Source organism: Methylobacterium sp. FW306-05-D (assembly GCF_058782155.1).
The window spans coordinates 15,573-29,869 of record NZ_JBYSXL010000006.1; the positions used below are offsets into that span (position 1 = coordinate 15,573).

Annotated in this window: 15 protein-coding genes; 2 read left to right on the forward strand and 13 right to left on the reverse strand. The window is 69.9% G+C overall.

Features of this window, described 5'->3' with window-relative positions; translation table 11 throughout:
• Positions 1–6: 6 nt before the first annotated feature.
• From tatC to argS, 6 genes are all read right to left on the reverse strand, one after another.
• Positions 7–807, reverse strand: a complete 801-nt coding sequence (gene tatC / locus AC3WLN_RS04110; protein ID WP_055950733.1) for a twin-arginine translocase subunit TatC — start codon at positions 805–807, stop codon at positions 7–9.
• Positions 804–1,382, reverse strand: coding sequence for a Sec-independent protein translocase protein TatB (gene tatB / locus AC3WLN_RS04115; protein ID WP_492479731.1), 579 nt, complete (start codon positions 1,380–1,382; stop codon positions 804–806). The genes tatC and tatB overlap by 4 nt, the downstream gene beginning before the upstream one ends.
• Positions 1,383–1,499: 117 nt before the next feature.
• A complete protein-coding gene (locus tag AC3WLN_RS04120) occupies positions 1,500–1,757 on the reverse strand; it encodes a twin-arginine translocase TatA/TatE family subunit (RefSeq protein WP_108040106.1) in 258 nt (85 codons plus the stop codon).
• A gap of 207 nt (positions 1,758–1,964) precedes the next feature.
• A complete protein-coding gene (gene nagZ, locus AC3WLN_RS04125) occupies positions 1,965–2,972 on the reverse strand; it encodes a beta-N-acetylhexosaminidase (protein WP_492479733.1) in 1,008 nt (335 codons plus the stop codon).
• Between the two features lie 269 nt (positions 2,973–3,241).
• On the reverse strand, positions 3,242–4,714 hold the full coding sequence (locus AC3WLN_RS04130; protein ID WP_492479735.1) for an SPOR domain-containing protein: 1,473 nt from the start codon (positions 4,712–4,714) through the stop codon (positions 3,242–3,244).
• Positions 4,715–4,744: 30 nt separating this feature from the next.
• The gene (argS, locus tag AC3WLN_RS04135) at positions 4,745–6,493 is read right to left on the reverse strand and encodes an arginine--tRNA ligase (protein ID WP_492479737.1); all 1,749 of its coding nucleotides are present in this window, start codon (positions 6,491–6,493) and stop codon (positions 4,745–4,747) included.
• A gap of 332 nt (positions 6,494–6,825) precedes the next feature.
• Here argS and AC3WLN_RS04140 point away from each other — a divergent pair, with 332 nt between their 5' ends.
• A complete protein-coding gene (locus tag AC3WLN_RS04140) occupies positions 6,826–7,452 on the forward strand; it encodes a transglutaminase-like cysteine peptidase (protein ID WP_492479739.1) in 627 nt (208 codons plus the stop codon).
• 195 nt (positions 7,453–7,647) lie between these two features.
• Positions 7,648–8,334, forward strand: coding sequence for a transglutaminase-like cysteine peptidase (locus tag AC3WLN_RS04145; RefSeq protein WP_492479741.1), 687 nt, complete (start codon positions 7,648–7,650; stop codon positions 8,332–8,334).
• 110 nt (positions 8,335–8,444) lie between these two features.
• On the opposite strand, the gene AC3WLN_RS04150 is transcribed toward AC3WLN_RS04145, so the two are convergent.
• From AC3WLN_RS04150 to AC3WLN_RS04180, 7 genes are all read right to left on the reverse strand, one after another.
• On the reverse strand, positions 8,445–8,774 hold the full coding sequence (locus AC3WLN_RS04150) for a DUF6949 family protein (protein WP_055950713.1): 330 nt from the start codon (positions 8,772–8,774) through the stop codon (positions 8,445–8,447).
• 144 nt (positions 8,775–8,918) lie between these two features.
• Complete coding sequence (locus tag AC3WLN_RS04155) at positions 8,919–9,131, reverse strand: DUF3126 family protein (protein ID WP_055950709.1); 213 nt, start codon at positions 9,129–9,131, stop codon at positions 8,919–8,921.
• Positions 9,132–9,306: 175 nt separating this feature from the next.
• Positions 9,307–10,164: a serine O-acetyltransferase gene (gene cysE, locus AC3WLN_RS04160; protein ID WP_492479744.1), complete on the reverse strand. Its 858-nt coding sequence runs from the start codon at positions 10,162–10,164 to the stop codon at positions 9,307–9,309.
• A gap of 247 nt (positions 10,165–10,411) precedes the next feature.
• Positions 10,412–11,362 carry a helix-turn-helix transcriptional regulator gene (locus AC3WLN_RS04165; protein ID WP_492479746.1) on the reverse strand — a complete coding sequence of 317 codons (951 nt, stop codon included), beginning with the start codon at positions 11,360–11,362 and terminating at the stop codon, positions 10,412–10,414.
• A gap of 350 nt (positions 11,363–11,712) precedes the next feature.
• Positions 11,713–12,609 carry a transglycosylase SLT domain-containing protein gene (locus tag AC3WLN_RS04170; RefSeq protein ID WP_492479748.1) on the reverse strand — a complete coding sequence of 299 codons (897 nt, stop codon included), beginning with the start codon at positions 12,607–12,609 and terminating at the stop codon, positions 11,713–11,715.
• Positions 12,610–12,822: 213 nt separating this feature from the next.
• The gene (locus AC3WLN_RS04175) at positions 12,823–13,650 is read right to left on the reverse strand and encodes an HAD family hydrolase (RefSeq protein ID WP_492479749.1); all 828 of its coding nucleotides are present in this window, start codon (positions 13,648–13,650) and stop codon (positions 12,823–12,825) included.
• A 14-nt stretch (positions 13,651–13,664) separates the two neighbouring features.
• Entirely contained in the window at positions 13,665–14,219 is a 555-nt protein-coding gene (locus AC3WLN_RS04180; protein ID WP_492479750.1) for a gluconokinase, read from the reverse strand.
• Between the last annotated feature and the right edge of the window lie 78 nt (positions 14,220–14,297).

The window sequence follows — 14,297 nt, forward strand, 5'->3', positions numbered from 1 at the left end:
CGACCCCTACGGGTCGAGCCCCTCGGCCTTGCGCTGGGCCGCCCGGCGGCGTTCGACGCGGGCCACCGAGAAGATCGAGGCCTCGTAGAGCAGCAGCATGGGGATCGCGAGCGAGAGCTGCGAGATCACGTCCGGCGGCGTCAGCACGGCGGCGGCCACGAAGACGAGGACGATGGCATAGCGCCGCTTCTCGCGCAGGAATGCCGTGTCGATCACGCCGATCTGCCCGAGCAGGGTCAGGATCACCGGCAGCTGGAAGGCGATGCCGAAGGCGAAGATCAGCGTCATGATGAGCGAGAGATACTCGTCCACCTTCGGCAGGAGGGCGATCGTCGCCTCGCCCGGCTGCCCGATCTGCTGCAGCGAGACCGAGAACTGGATCAGCAGCGGCATCGCCAGGAAGAATACCACCAGGGCGCCGAGGATGAAGAAGATCGGCGTGGCGATCAGGTAGGGCAGGAAGGCCTGACGCTCGTTGCGGTAGAGGCCCGGGGCCACGAAAGCGTAGATCTGCGTGGCGATGACCGGGAAGGCCAGGAAGCCGGCGCCGAACACGCTGAGCTTGATGTTGGTGAACACCTGCTCGAGGAAGTGCGTCGCGATCAGCTTGGCGTTCTCGACCCCCACCACGGAGACGTAGGGGTAGACGAGGATGTTGTAGATGTGCCGCGAGAAGAAGAAGCACCCGAAGAACATCACCACGAAGGCGGCCAGCGACTTGATCAGCCGCGACCGCAATTCGATGAGATGATCGAGAAGCGGGGCCCGTGAGGCTTCGATCTCGGCTTCGTCGGTCTCGTTGATCATCGGCCGGAATCAAGCTGGGGTTTGGCCGGCGTCTCGGGACGAGGCGACGCGGTGGGCGACGGATCGGTGGGCGTGGCTGGCGGTTCGGCGGTCCAGGCGTGGGTCGTGCCCGGCGCGGGTACCTCGGGCATGGGACGCGAGGGAAGGTCGGGCAACGATTCCACCGAGACGGCCGCATGTGCCCCGGGCTCGGGCGAGGCCTGGATCGTATTCTCGCGCTCGGCCAACTGGTCGGCGACGTTGGCGAGGCCCTGGGCCGGCGATGGCGTCGTCTTCGTCTCGGCCCGGCCATCGACGGCGCCCTTGAGCTCGTCGCGGATGGTCTGCACGGGATTGAAGGTCGGCCCCATCGTGCTCGCCGAGCGCTTGACCCCGTCCACCTCGCGGCGGATCTCGTCGAACTCGGCCTCGCGGATCGCCTCGTTGAACTGCGACTGGAACTCGCCGGCCATGCGCCGCATTTTGCCGGTGATCTGGCCGACCGTGCGCAGAGCCTTCGGCAGATCCTTCGGGCCGATGACGATGAGGGCGACGCCGCCGATCAGCATCACCTCGCCCCAACTCATGTCAAACATGGTGTCGACTGTCCCGCGACCGTACGCCGCCCATCAAACGGCGCGCTGCCATGGCAGGTCGCGGCGCCTCGCGCCAGACCCGCCATCGGCCGCAGCGCCCCGGTTTCGCGTCGCGGGTCAGATGACCTTGCGGTCGGCCGACACCGTATTGGCGGTGGCGGGCTCGCCCTGGTGAGGCAGCGTCCGCACCGGCTCGCCCGCGCTCGGCGGCGGCACGGCCGTGGTGGTCGGCGTCTCGTCCTCGGCCATGCCTTTCTTGAAGGCCTTGATGCCCTTGGCGACGTCACCCATCAGGTCCGAGATCTTCCCACGGCCGAACAGCAGCATCACGATGCCGGCGACGATGATCCAGTGCCAGATACTCATGCTGCCCATGGCAACCTCCCGCGCCGCAGCCCGAACACTGCGCGGCGCCGTCTCGTGTGTCGATTGAGGGCGAACCTAAGGGTCGGGCACCCCGAGCACAAGAAGTGCGGGTGACGCGCGCTCCGTTCCGATCGCCGCATCGCGGACATGCAAGTTTCCGCCCGCGCCGGTTCATAGACCAGCGCCGCGCCGTTGTCGCCTGACCGAACGGAACGCTCAGGCGGCCAGGGACAGGGCCGCCGCGAAGCGGGCGCGAGCCTCGTCCACGTCGAAGGCGTCGCTCCCGGCGGGAAGGCGGGCCAGGGCGGCCTCGGCCCGGCGCAGGGCCGCGCCGGCCAGGACCGGGGCGCCCTCGGCGACGCCGCGCATCTCGTCCGGATCGCCGTTGCAGTGCAGGCCGATGTCGATCCCGGCGGCGAAGCACGCCTCGGTGCGGGCCCGGAACGTCCCCTGGAGGGCGTGCATCGAGAGGTCGTCGGTCATCAGGAGGCCGTCGAAGCCGATGGCGCCGCGGATGATGTCGCGGATCACGATGGCCGACTGCGTGGCCGGATGCGCCGCGTCGAGGGCGGTGAGGACCACGTGGGCGCTCATGGCCATCGGCAGGTCGGCGAGCGCCCGGAACGGCACGAAGTCCTGGACGCTCAGGGTGGCGAGGTCCGCCTCGACCACCGGCAGGCCCTTGTGGCTGTCGCAGTCCGCGCGGCCATGACCGGGGATGTGCTTCATCACCGGCAGCACGCCGCCCTGCATCAGGCCTTCGGCCACCGCCCGGCCGATCTCGGCCACCCGGTCCGGCGTCGTGGCGTAGGCGCGGTCGCCGATCACGTCGTGGGCGCCGGCCACCGGAACGTCGAGGACGGGGGCGCAGTCGACGTTGATGCCGACGCTGGAAAGATCATGGGCCATCAGCCGGGCGCCGAGATGGGCGATGGCCGCGGCCGAGCCGTTGAGGCCGCCGAAGCGGCGCCCGGCCGGATAGGCCGGCCAGTGCGGCGGCCCCATGCGCTGGACCCGACCGCCTTCCTGGTCGATGAGGATCGGGGCGTCCGCCCGGCCGACCGTGGTCCGCAACGCGTCGGTCAATGCCCGGACCTCGTCGGGCGTGCCGATGTTGCGCTTGAACAGGATGAAGCCCCAGGGCGCCACATCCCGGAAGAAGGCGGCTTCCTGGGCCGAGAGAGTCTTGCCGGCGCAACCGAGGATCAGGGCACGGGAGGTCATGATCGGGGACGCATCCTGGGTGGTTTGCTCGGCGGCTCGAGCGAGCGCGGCGGGACGGCGGTCGTGAGGGGTTCGGCGACGAATCGACACCATGCCAATCGGGGCAGGATGCGGCCGGAAAACGTCAGAGGAAATGGGGGATGCCCAGGAGGGCGGCAGCGTGGCGTGACGGCCACAGGGCGCGGCGCTGTCGAACCCAATCGGATCGCCGGTGAGTGGGTCGACCGGGCGCGCAGAGGCGCCCGGTCGACCGATCTTGTCGTCGACGCTCAGTTCTTGGCGACGAAGCACTGCCCGCCCGCACCCTGGAGCTGGGTGCAGAGGGCGGCCGCCTCGGTCTTGCCGAGAGGCCCGACGCGAACACGGAAGATCGTCTTGCCGTTGACCTCGGCCTGCCGGATCAGGGCGGGCTGACCGGAGAGCTGGCTGTACTTGCCCTGCATCTGGCGGAACGCGGCCTGGGCCTCGCTCTCGCTGGTGCGCACGCCGAGCTGGACGGCGTAGCCGCCGCCCGAGGACGCTGCGGCGGAGGGCGTCGCCGCGACGGGCGGCGGGGCGGCGATGGCGGAGGTCGCCTCGGGCGCCACGGCGGCGACGCGCTGCGGCGCCTTGACGCGCGGAGCCGGAGCTGGAGCGGGCTCGGGCGGGGTCGCGGCAGGCGCCTCGGCCACCGGGGTGGTGGCCACCGGCGGCGGCAGCCGGGTCGCGCGCTGGCGCAGGGACGGGCTCGCGGCGGCGGCGTCACCGGCGGCACCCGGGAGGGTCATGGTCGGGATCACCGAGGTTGGCGTCGCGGTCGCCTCGGCGGACGCCTCCCGCTGCGGCGGGGGCGGCGGCGTATCGGGCTTGACCGAAACGGTGCGGACCCGGCGGGGTTCGCCGAGGGAATCGGCGAGACCGCCCTGCTGGGCCGGCAGCGAAGCGGCCGGTGCGGCACTGCCGGGAGTCGCCCCGCCTTCGCCGGTCCCGAGGGCCGCGCGGGCGGCCTGGGCCACGTCGAGCGGCTGCTCCTCGCGGTTGACGATCCGGATCTGGCCGTCCTTGGCGGTGCGCTCGTAGATCTGCTTGTTCTGGTCGGGAATCTCGACGCCGTCGGACTTCTGCGGCGCGATCTTCAGGGGCGCGGTGTCGGCCAGGATGGTGGGGACGCCGCTGCCGCCGGTGGAATGGCCGTGCAGGCCGCGCCAGGTGAGGGCGCCGGTGACGCAGAGGGCGAAGACGCCGAGGCCGGCACCCACCGATACGAGGCGGCTGCGGTTGCGCGGACGCTCCAGGGGGCGGACGCGGTCGTCGGCATCGTTGGGAGCGAATTCGGCCGCGTTCGGGTCCGGGTACCCGCCCTGCGCATCTCCGTAGGCGCCGTGGTCGACGGAGGCGAGGTACTGATCGAAGGCGTCGGTGGGCGAGGCCGGCTGCGGGGCGGGTTGATGCGCGGGCGTCGCAGCCTGAGGCGCGTGGGTTTGGACAGTCCGGGCCCGGGCCGGCGCATCGACGAAACTCGGCTCGATCCGGCTGCGGGCCGCCGCGTCGGCCCGGGAATCACGGGCCTGGAGCAGGGCGCGGAACGGGTCGTCCTGCCCGACGATGCGGGCGAGTTCGGCCAGGGGGTCGGCCTTGCCCGCGCCCGGAGCCGGAACGGGGGCGGCTCCCTGGACGGGGGGCTGGGCCGGCGCCGGAGGCTGCTGCAGATCCCGCGCAAAGGCGTCGAAATCGACCGTCGCCCGCGAAGCGTTCGTCGTCATGGCAGCATCCCTCTTCACGCCGAGATCACCTCACCGCATTTCGTCCGGCGCGGTGACGCCCAACACCGCGAGGCCGGAGGCGACGACGCCCCGCAAAGCCTCAACGAGGGCCAATCGAGCCCGAGTGGAGTTTCGGTCGGCAGGATTAATAAACCGTAATTGCGGCAAGTCTTTGCCTTTGTTCCACAAACCATGCAGTGACGATGCCAGTTCGTAGAGGTAGAATGCCACCCGATGCGGTTCATGCGCGGTCGCCGCCGCCTCGATGACACGAGGGTACTGCGCGACGAGTCGCATGATTTCGATCTCGCCCGGGTCGGTGAGCAGCGACAGGTTCGCTTCGCCGAGCAGCCCGGCGCGCGAAAAATCCTCGCCCGGCATCGCCTCGCGGGCCTGGCGGAACACCGAAACGCAGCGCGCATGGGCGTACTGCACGTAGAAGACCGGGTTCTCCTTCGATTGCTCCACCACCTTGGCGAGGTCGAAATCGAGGGTGGCGTCGTTCTTCCGGTAAAGCATCATGAAGCGGACGGGATCGCGCCCGACCTCGTCGACGACCTCGCGCAGGGTGATGAACTCGCCGGCGCGCTTCGACATCTTCACGGGCTCGCCCGCCCGCAACAGCCGCACGAGCTGGCAGAGCTTCACGTCCAGGGTGGCCTTGCCGTCGCTCACCGCCTTCACGGCGGCCTGCATGCGCTTGACGTAGCCGCCGTGGTCGGCGCCGAGCACGTCGATGAGGTCGGTGGCGCCGCGGGCGATCTTGGTCCGGTGATAGGCGATGTCGGAGGCGAAGTAGGTGAAGGAGCCGTCCGACTTCAGCAACGGCCGGTCGACGTCGTCGCCGAACTCGACGGTGCGGAACAGGGTCTGTTCGCGGTCTTCCCAATCCTCGGGCAGCTGGCCCTTGGGTGGCGGCAGGCGCCCTTCGTAGACAAGGCCCTTCTCCCGAAGCTGCGCCAGCAGGGCCGGGACCTCCTCCTTGAGGGTGGCCTCCGAGAAGAACACGTCGTGGTGGATGCCGAGACGGGCGAGGTCGTCCCGGATCAGATCCATCATCGCCGCGATGGCGAAGGCCCGCACGGTCGGCAGCCAGTCCGCCTCCAGCTGGTCGAGGAGGGCGCGGCCGTGCAGCTCGGCCAGACGGGCACCCACGGGCACGAGGTAGTCGCCGGGATAGAGCCCCTCCGGAACCGGACCGACGGGCTCGCCGAGCGCCTCGCGGTAGCGCAGGAAGGCCGAGCGGGCGAGCACGTCGACCTGAGCGCCGGCATCGTTGATGTAGTATTCGCGCGTCACGTCGCGTCCGGCCGTCACCAGAAGATTGGCGAGCGCGTCGCCGAACACGGCGCCGCGCCCGTGGCCGACATGCATCGGTCCGGTCGGGTTGGCCGAGACGTATTCGATGTTGACCCGGCCCCCCGGCATGGCGCCGCGCCCGTAGCGCTCGCCCTCGGTGAGGGCCGCCCGGACGACGGCGTGGAAGGTGCCCGGGGCCAGCCGCAGGTTGATGAAGCCGGGGCCGGCAACGGTGGCCTCCGTCACATCCGGGTCGGTGCGCAGGGCCGCCGCCAGCGACTCGCCCAGGGCTTTCGGGTTGGTCTTCGCCTCCTTGGCCAGCACCAGGGCGGCGTTGGTGGCGAGGTCGCCGTGACTCGGGTCGCGCGGCGGCTCCACCACCACGCGGGCGAGGTCGAGCCCCTCGGGCAACTGCCCCGACCGGATCAGGGCCTGCACGGCGCCGCGCACGCGGCCCTCGAAGGTGGCGAAGATGTTCATGGTGCCGTAAAAATCCGTGTCAGGGGCTCGGCGGGGCCGTCCGTCCCGCGGGGAACGCTCCGCCCCTTGCCCAGGCCGGGGCATAGCAAGCAGGCTCACGGGTGTCACGGCAGGGCCGGTCGCCCCGCCTCGTGAAGCCTTCCTCTCCAGGCACGGTTACCGGCCCGTTGGCGCGATCGCTCCGTTTCGCACCATCGCCGAGACGGCCCATTGGGCCTGTCGCGCGAGGGCCGCAATCGCGCTCGCGAATCAATAAAATTGCGCGGATCGACTTCAGCGCGGAACAGGTCCCGCGGCGGCACCCTGGCGGCATAGGACGTGAGGACGCCGCCATGGACCGGACGAAGACGATAGCGTTGATCCTGCTTGCGGTACTCGCCGTGCTGACGACCGGCGCCTCGCAGGCCCAGACCCTGGCCGCCCTGCCCACGCCTTCCCCCGCCGCGCTGACCCTGGCCGCGGCCCGTCCGCTGCCGGCCTGGGCTGCCTTCTGCCAGCGCTACGCCGCCGAATGCGCCCTCGATGCCAACGAGCCGAACCGCATCGCCCTCACCCCGGCCATCTGGAACACCATCGTCTCCGTCAACCGCCGGGTGAACAAGTCCCTTGCTGCCGTGACCGACCAGGAGCACTGGGGCGTGCCGGACCGCTGGGATCTCGCCGAGGACGGCTCGGGCGATTGCGAGGACTTCCAACTCCTCAAGCGCAAGCTCCTGGCGGAAGCCGGTTTGCCGCGCCGGGCGATGCGGATGACGGTCGTCATCGACGAGAAGGGCGAGGGCCATGCCGTTCTCACCCTGGTCACCGACCGCGGCGACTTCATCCTCGACAACAAGACCAGTGAAATCCTGGCCTGGTATCGGACCGGCTACGTCTTCATCAAGCGCGAGTCGGCCGACACCGTGGCATGGGTCTCGCTAGGCGGTGTGACCTCGCCCGTCACCACCGCCAACCGCTGAGAGCGCAAGGCGCGACGGGTTCGCGTATCTCTGCCATCGAGATGGCGAGACGCGGAAACGTCATTTTCTCTTGTGGAACCGGTGTGGAACCAATGCGTTCGCCTGCGCGTTAACGCGGGTTTAACTTTCCGATTGAGCCCGGATCGTTCCCGTGTAAACCTTGTCGCTCCACCAGGGGATGGCAGGGCGACCGGCATGCGGCACGCGATACTGCGAAGCGTCGATGGATTGCCGCACGGGGAGCGTGGTGCCCTCTGGCGACGCCTCGGGCGCACCGTGCAGTTCGGTCTCGTCGGCACCATCCTGCTGATCGGCGGTGCCAGCACCGAGGCCCAGACCGTCGCCGCCCTGCCCGCTGCGCCGGCTCTCGAGGAAGGTCCTCCGGCCCGTCCCGTCGCCGCCTGGACCGCCTTCTGCGCCCGGATGCCCGACGAGTGCACGGTCGACACGACGCAGCCCGCCGTCATCGCCCTGACGCCGCGCATCCGCGACCTCCTCAACCGCGTCAACCGTCGGGTGAACGCCCGGATCAAGCCGATCACCGACCTCGCGCATTGGGGCGTGGTCGACCGCTGGGACTATCCCGACGACGGCTTCGGCGACTGCGAGGACTACCAGCTTCTGAAGCGCCAGATGCTGGTGGAGCGCGGCTTGCCCCGCCGCGCCCTGCGGATGACCGTGGTCATCGACGAGATCGGCGAAGGCCATGCGGTGCTGATGGTCCGCACCGATCGTGGCGACCTGATCCTCGACAATAAGACGAACGCGGTCCTGTCGGGCCCGCGAACCGGCTACACCTTCATCAAGCGCGAAGGCCAGGACGGCCTCGCCTGGGTCACCCTGAACGGCGGCGCTTCGCCGGTGGCGACCGCCAACCGCTGAGAGGAGCGTCGCTGAAGAGCGCAAGACAAGAAAGGCCGCCCTGGAGGCGGCCTTTCTTGTCGGGTCGATGCTAGCCGGTGGCGGTCCCGCGGTCGCGCGGACAGGGTCGCTCAGACGCCCGCGATCAGGTGCGCGAGATCGAGGGCGACACGGCCGGACATCAGGCTCCAGCCACAGGCGATCATCGTGGCGATCATCACGAAGGGGATCGGACGGCGCTCCAGCCGACGCCCGCGCACAGTGTTGCGCAGGATGATGAAGGGGGCGCCGAAGGCCAGCATCGGTAGGGCCGCCACGGCCGTGACTCCGCCGCGCTCCAACAGGCTGAAGCTCGCGCGGCGCTCCGTGAACAGCTCAAAGGCGCTGGCAAGCAGGCCCGAGAGGGCGAGGCCGACGCAGAGGGTCTGCAGGGAGTCGAGGGCCGAGGGGCTGAGAGTCATGACGCGTGCGCTCCACCATCGAGAGGCGATGTGGCGCGCAGTGTGCCGCGTCGTTTACGAAACGTTAAGGGTTTCCTGTCGTCAGGGTTAAATCCACGCACAGGCTCGTGCAGACGTAGGATCCCCTCAACAGGCGCAAAGCCCTCAATCCTCGAGGTCTATGTCCAGGATCGCCATGGCGAAGTTGAACGAACGGTCGCCGTCCTCGTCGTCCACCGAGACCACGCCGAGGAATTCCTCGCCGATATAGACCTCGGCCGAATCGTCCTTCTTGGGGCGGGGAACGAGGCGGATGTTGGTGTTGGCGAAGGTCCGGCGGAGGTAGTCCTGCACCTTCACAATGTCGGTCTTGTTCACGCTGATCGCCTCTCGCGTTCGGGTCGGTCGGGGCCTCCGGCTCATGGCCGGTCGCGCGGCGGACCGGAGGACCTGCCGTTGGCGACCGGGGCCGGGCTGGCCCCCGCTTGCCACGCCACCGGGGGATGGGCAAGCCGGGGCACCGGGCGGGCTCACCCGCGTGGCGGCGTCCGGTTCAGATGCCCTCGGCCATGTGGATGAACTGATCCATGGCGACGAGCTGGTCCATGGCGCGCGACGGCTCGGCGCAGCCGGCGGTGCCGACCACGCGGGCGGGCACGCCGACCACGGTGGTGTTGGCCGGCACGGGGCGCAGCACCACCGAGCCGGCAGCGATCCGGGCGCAGGCTCCGACCTCGATGTTGCCCAGGATCTTGGCTCCGGCACCGATCATCACGCCATGCCGGATCTTCGGGTGACGATCACTGCCCTGCTTTCCGGTGCCGCCCAGGGTCACGGCATGGAGGATCGACACGTCGTCCTCGATCACCGCCGTGGAACCGACCACGAGTCCGGTGGCATGGTCGAGGAAGATGCCCCGCCCGATCCGCGCCTGCGGATGGATGTCGGTCTGGAACACCTCCGACGAGCGGCTCTGGAGATAGAGCGCGAGGTCGCGCCGCCCGGCGGTCCAGTACCAGTGCGCCAAGCGGTGCGCCTGGATGGCGTGGAAACCCTTGAAGTACAGGACCGGCTCGATCGCGCGGCTGGTGGCCGGGTCGCGGTCGAGGACCGCGGCGATGTCGGCGCGGAAGTCCTGACCGAGGCTCGGCTCCGCGGTGATCGCCTCGAAGAAGCCGTGTGCGATCAGTTCGGCCGGCAACGAGGCGTGCCCGAGACGAGCCGCGACACGGTGCGCCACCGCGCCCTCGAGGGAGGTGTGGTTGAGGATCGTCGCCACGATGAAGGAGGCGAGTTGCGGTTCCTCGCGGACGATCGCCTCGGCCTCGGCCCGAAGGCGCCCCCAGGTCGGATCGCACACCGCCAGCGGCTCGGAGCCTTTCGCGGCGATGGGGAACGGGCTGGCGGACATCGGGTCCTCCTCTGGACCGGGCGCGTCGCGTTGCGTTGGGCCGGAGCACGTCGCGGCGCGATGCGCGGATCGCGCCGCATTGGCGGGATTCTACTCCCGCCCCGCGGCATTCCGGGATGGTTATGCCTGTCGTCACGCGGTCAGGCGGATGAAACGCGTGCCCAACCGGGCGTCCCATAGCTTGGTGTGCATCGCACGGCCGATCAAGCCCATGCGGTTTCCAAGGGAGCCACGCGGCACCGAACCGTCAGGCGGTGCGCCGGTGATCGAGGGTACCGAAGCGGGCCTCGATGGCCTCCGCCAGACGGTCGACCATCACGTCGACGGAGACGTCGGAGGTGTCGACCACGGACGAGGCGCGCGCGTAGAGGGGCTCGCGGCTGGCGAGCACGGCGCGCAGTTCCTGCATCGCCGAGGGGTGGTCGCCGGTGGTGGTGAGTTCGCCCTGGTCGCGCACCCGCTGCATGTGCTCCTCGGGGCGGGCCCGGAGCCAAATCGTGAAGAAGGCCTGCAGCAGCAGATCGTAGGTGAGCGGCTCGGCGACGATGCCGCCGCTGGTGGCGAGAACCAGCGGGCCGGGATGCTCGGTGAGCCGGCGCAGGGCTGCCTGTTCCAGGCGGCGGTAGCCCTCCTGGCCGTAGATCGCGAAGATCTCCTTCACCGAGAGCGCGTTCTCGCGCTCGATCTCGGCGTTGAGCTCGACGAAGGTCCAGCCCAGGCGATCGGCGACCCGGCGGCCGAGGGTCGATTTGCCGGCGCCGCGCAGGCCGATCACCGCGACACGCGGCTGTGGCGCCTCGCCGCTCGCCGAGGACTGGCCCGACAGGATACCCTTGGCCAGGGCGATCTGCTCCGGCGAGGCATTGCCCAGGAGGTCGCGGATCACGTGCCAGTCCGGCAAGGTCTCCTGCCCGGCGATCAGGTCGTCGAGGCGCACGCCCATGGCGTTGGCGACTCGCCGCAGCAGGATGATCGAGACGTTGCCCTGCCCGCTCTCGAGCTGCGCGATGTAGCGCTCGGACAGACCGGAGGTCTGCGAGAGGAGCTTGCGCGACAGGCCCCGCACGGTCCGGGCGTGACGAACCCGCCGGCCGAGGTCAGCCAGGAAGGTCGATTCTTGTTCTACCGCGCCGGCCATGCCGTCGTCCGTTTCCTCAGTTCGCGTCCGGACCGGAAGCCCACACGCAGGTTGCTGCAACAGAATGTCGATTCCGGACTTATGGTCACAGATACGGAAATATTGTGCTCATGATCCGCAGTTCGGTTACCTCGGAAAGCCAACGCAGCGGGTATTCAACGCCGGAACGACGCTCCTGGGTTGCTGCGATGATCGTGCCGGACCGGGTTTAAGCACGTCGCTTCGCATTGCACCATGTGAGACGAGGCGCGTCCCGACGCAAGCGGCTACGGACACCAGAACGGGGGAAACCCGTGAATCGGCCCCATCTCTCGCGCCACCGGGGGGAGGCCAGGGGGACCCGGAGGTCTTGATCGGGGGAGTCTCGACCCAGGGGCCTTGCGCCGAAACGCCGCGCGGTCGCAGGCGGGTTACTGCGCGACCGGCGCCAGCGCCGAGGCCTCGAGAACGGTGCTGGCCACCGGCGCTTTCTTCGCGACGGTCGGGCGACCGACGGCGGCGAGGGCGACCGCCGAGGGCCGGCGGGGTGGCAGAGGCACCTCGACCGATTCCGTGAACACGGTCTCGATCTGGGCGCCGGCCTGCGTCATCCCCGGGACGACGCCGGGGTGGGGACTGATGGCGGCCGTAGAGGCCGGGGGCGCAGCGTCGGCCGGCGTCAGCGCCGCGACCTCGACCGTACCGAGACCGGTGAGTGAAACGGGCCGGCGCGGCGGCAACGGTACCTCGACCATCTCGATCGGAACGCCGTTGGCGGCGGGGCTCGGCGCGTAGGCGAGGGCGGTGTTGGCGGCGATGACGGCGGGGCTGTCGGCGCGGGCGAAGGCGTTGGCGAAGGCCTCGCCGGACTTCGGCGTTTCGAGGTCGTCGGGAACGCTGGTCTCGATGCCGAGGCGCTTGGCGGCGTAGTAGTAGCCGCGGTTGTAGAAATTGTAGGCCTGGGCAATGTCGCCCTTGGCGGCCCGGTAGGCGCCTGCGAGGTAGGCGATGCCGTAGCGCAGATTGACCCGCGGATCGAACAGCCCGGCCGCATCACCCTGGTAGCCGAGGCCCTTCGCGGTGGCGTGTTTGATCTGCATGAGCCCCAGTGCGCTGCCGCCCTTGGCATTCGGGTTGTAGTTGCTCTCGCGCTTGACGACCTGGTGGACGAAGCTCGACGGAACCCCGTTGGCCTTGGCCTGCTGCTCGATCAGCGCATCGATGTTGTCGCGCGCCGCCGCACCCTGCGCCAGAGCCGCGCCGGGCGGGAGCATCCCGCACGGCAGGGCGACCGCGGCGACGGCGAGGAGCAGGAAGCGCTGGTTCATCGGAGACCCGGATCGTCCTTGTTCTTGGACGGTCAAGGTCCGGGCGAATTGAGGCCGGAAAGCGGCTCTGGCAGGTCGAGCGTGGCCGTTTCCCCATGTGCTGTGTCGCACGTGGCACAGTCGCCGCCGTCGTGTCCGGATTGTGTCCGAAGCGATTCGTCAATGTTGCCAAGGGCCTCGCGGCAGTGGACGGGCGACGGCGCGAAGACCGCCTCAGCGCCGCAAAATGAATTCGTCGATGGCTTTCGCGAAGCCGTCCGCATCGTTCGTGGCCGTGACGGCCCGCGCCGCGGCCTGGACCGCCGGCGCGGCGTTGCCCATCGCCACGGAAAATCCGCTGCGGGCGAACATCGGCACGTCGTTGGCCGCGTCGCCCAGCGTCGCGATCCGGGACCGGTCGATGCCGAGATGCCGGCTCATGGCATCCACGAAGGCGGCCTTGTCGGAGCCGGGCGGCGTCACGTCGAGATAGTAGGCCTGCGAGCGGTGGACGTCGGCGCGTCCCGCCAGCGCTGCGGCGATCTCGGTCTCGCAGGCCTCCAGGTGCGCCGCATCGGCGCTGACGCCGACGATCTTGGCGGCGTGGTCCAGGAGCGGTTCCAGGTCCGCGACCACGGTCGGCTCGGCCTGCAGGGTCCGGCACTCGAGATCGGTGTAGGGCCCGTGCGGATCGGTGAGGTTCCACTGCCCGCGGGCGAACACCCAGGTGTCGAGGCCGGCCTCGGCGAAACGCCGCACGGTCTCGCGGGCGGCCTCGGCCGGGATCAGCGTCTCCGCCAGGAGGGTGAGATTGGGGGCGACCAGAGTACTCCCGTTATAGGCCCCCATCGGCAGGGTGAGGCCGAGTTCGGCCACCAGCGACCTCAGGCCTAGAGGCGGCCGGCTCGACGCGATGGTGAAGGCGATGCCCGCCGCCGCCAGCCGCCGCACGGCCGCGCGGGTCGCGGGGGTCAGGCGCTTGTCGGTTGTCACCAGGGTGCCGTCCACGTCCGAGATCACCAGGGCGATCGCGGCGGCGGTCGGTTCGGAGGACAGAGGCATGGAATCCGCGGGGCTCAGGGTTTCGGGGCGCCCTCCCCCAATCCCAACCGGGCCACGATCGTTGCGACGAGGGTCTCGGGGTCCGCATCGATGCCCACCGCCACGGCGTTCTCCTCGGGCGCTGGCGGCTCCAGAATCGCGAACTGGGTGTCGAGGAGGCCTGCCGGCATGAAGTGCCCCTGGCGGCGCGCGAGGCGCCCCTCGATCAGGGGGCGGTCGCCCTCCAGGTAGACGATCCGCACGTCCTCCCGGCCGCGCACCAGCACGTCGCGATAGGCCCGGCGCAGGGCCGAGCAGACCACCACGCCGGGGGCCCGCTGCTGCCGCTGCGTGTCGATCCAAGCGCCGATCGCCGCGAGCCAGGGCGCGCGGTCGTCGTCGTCGAGGGGGTGCCCGGCCCGCATCTTGGCCACGTGCTCGGGGCTGTGGAAGCTGTCGCCGTCGACGAAGGTCCAGCCGAGGCGCTCGGCGAGTCGGGACGCCACCGTGCTCTTGCCCGAGCCCGAGACGCCCATCACCACGAGGACCATGGGCGTGCCGCCGGGTACCGGATTCTGACCTGATACCATCGCGTGTCCTCTCCCGGCGGCCGTATCCAAGTGGCCGACCTTGGCCTTCCGGTCGGTCTCGGCGTCTTAGCAGGCCAG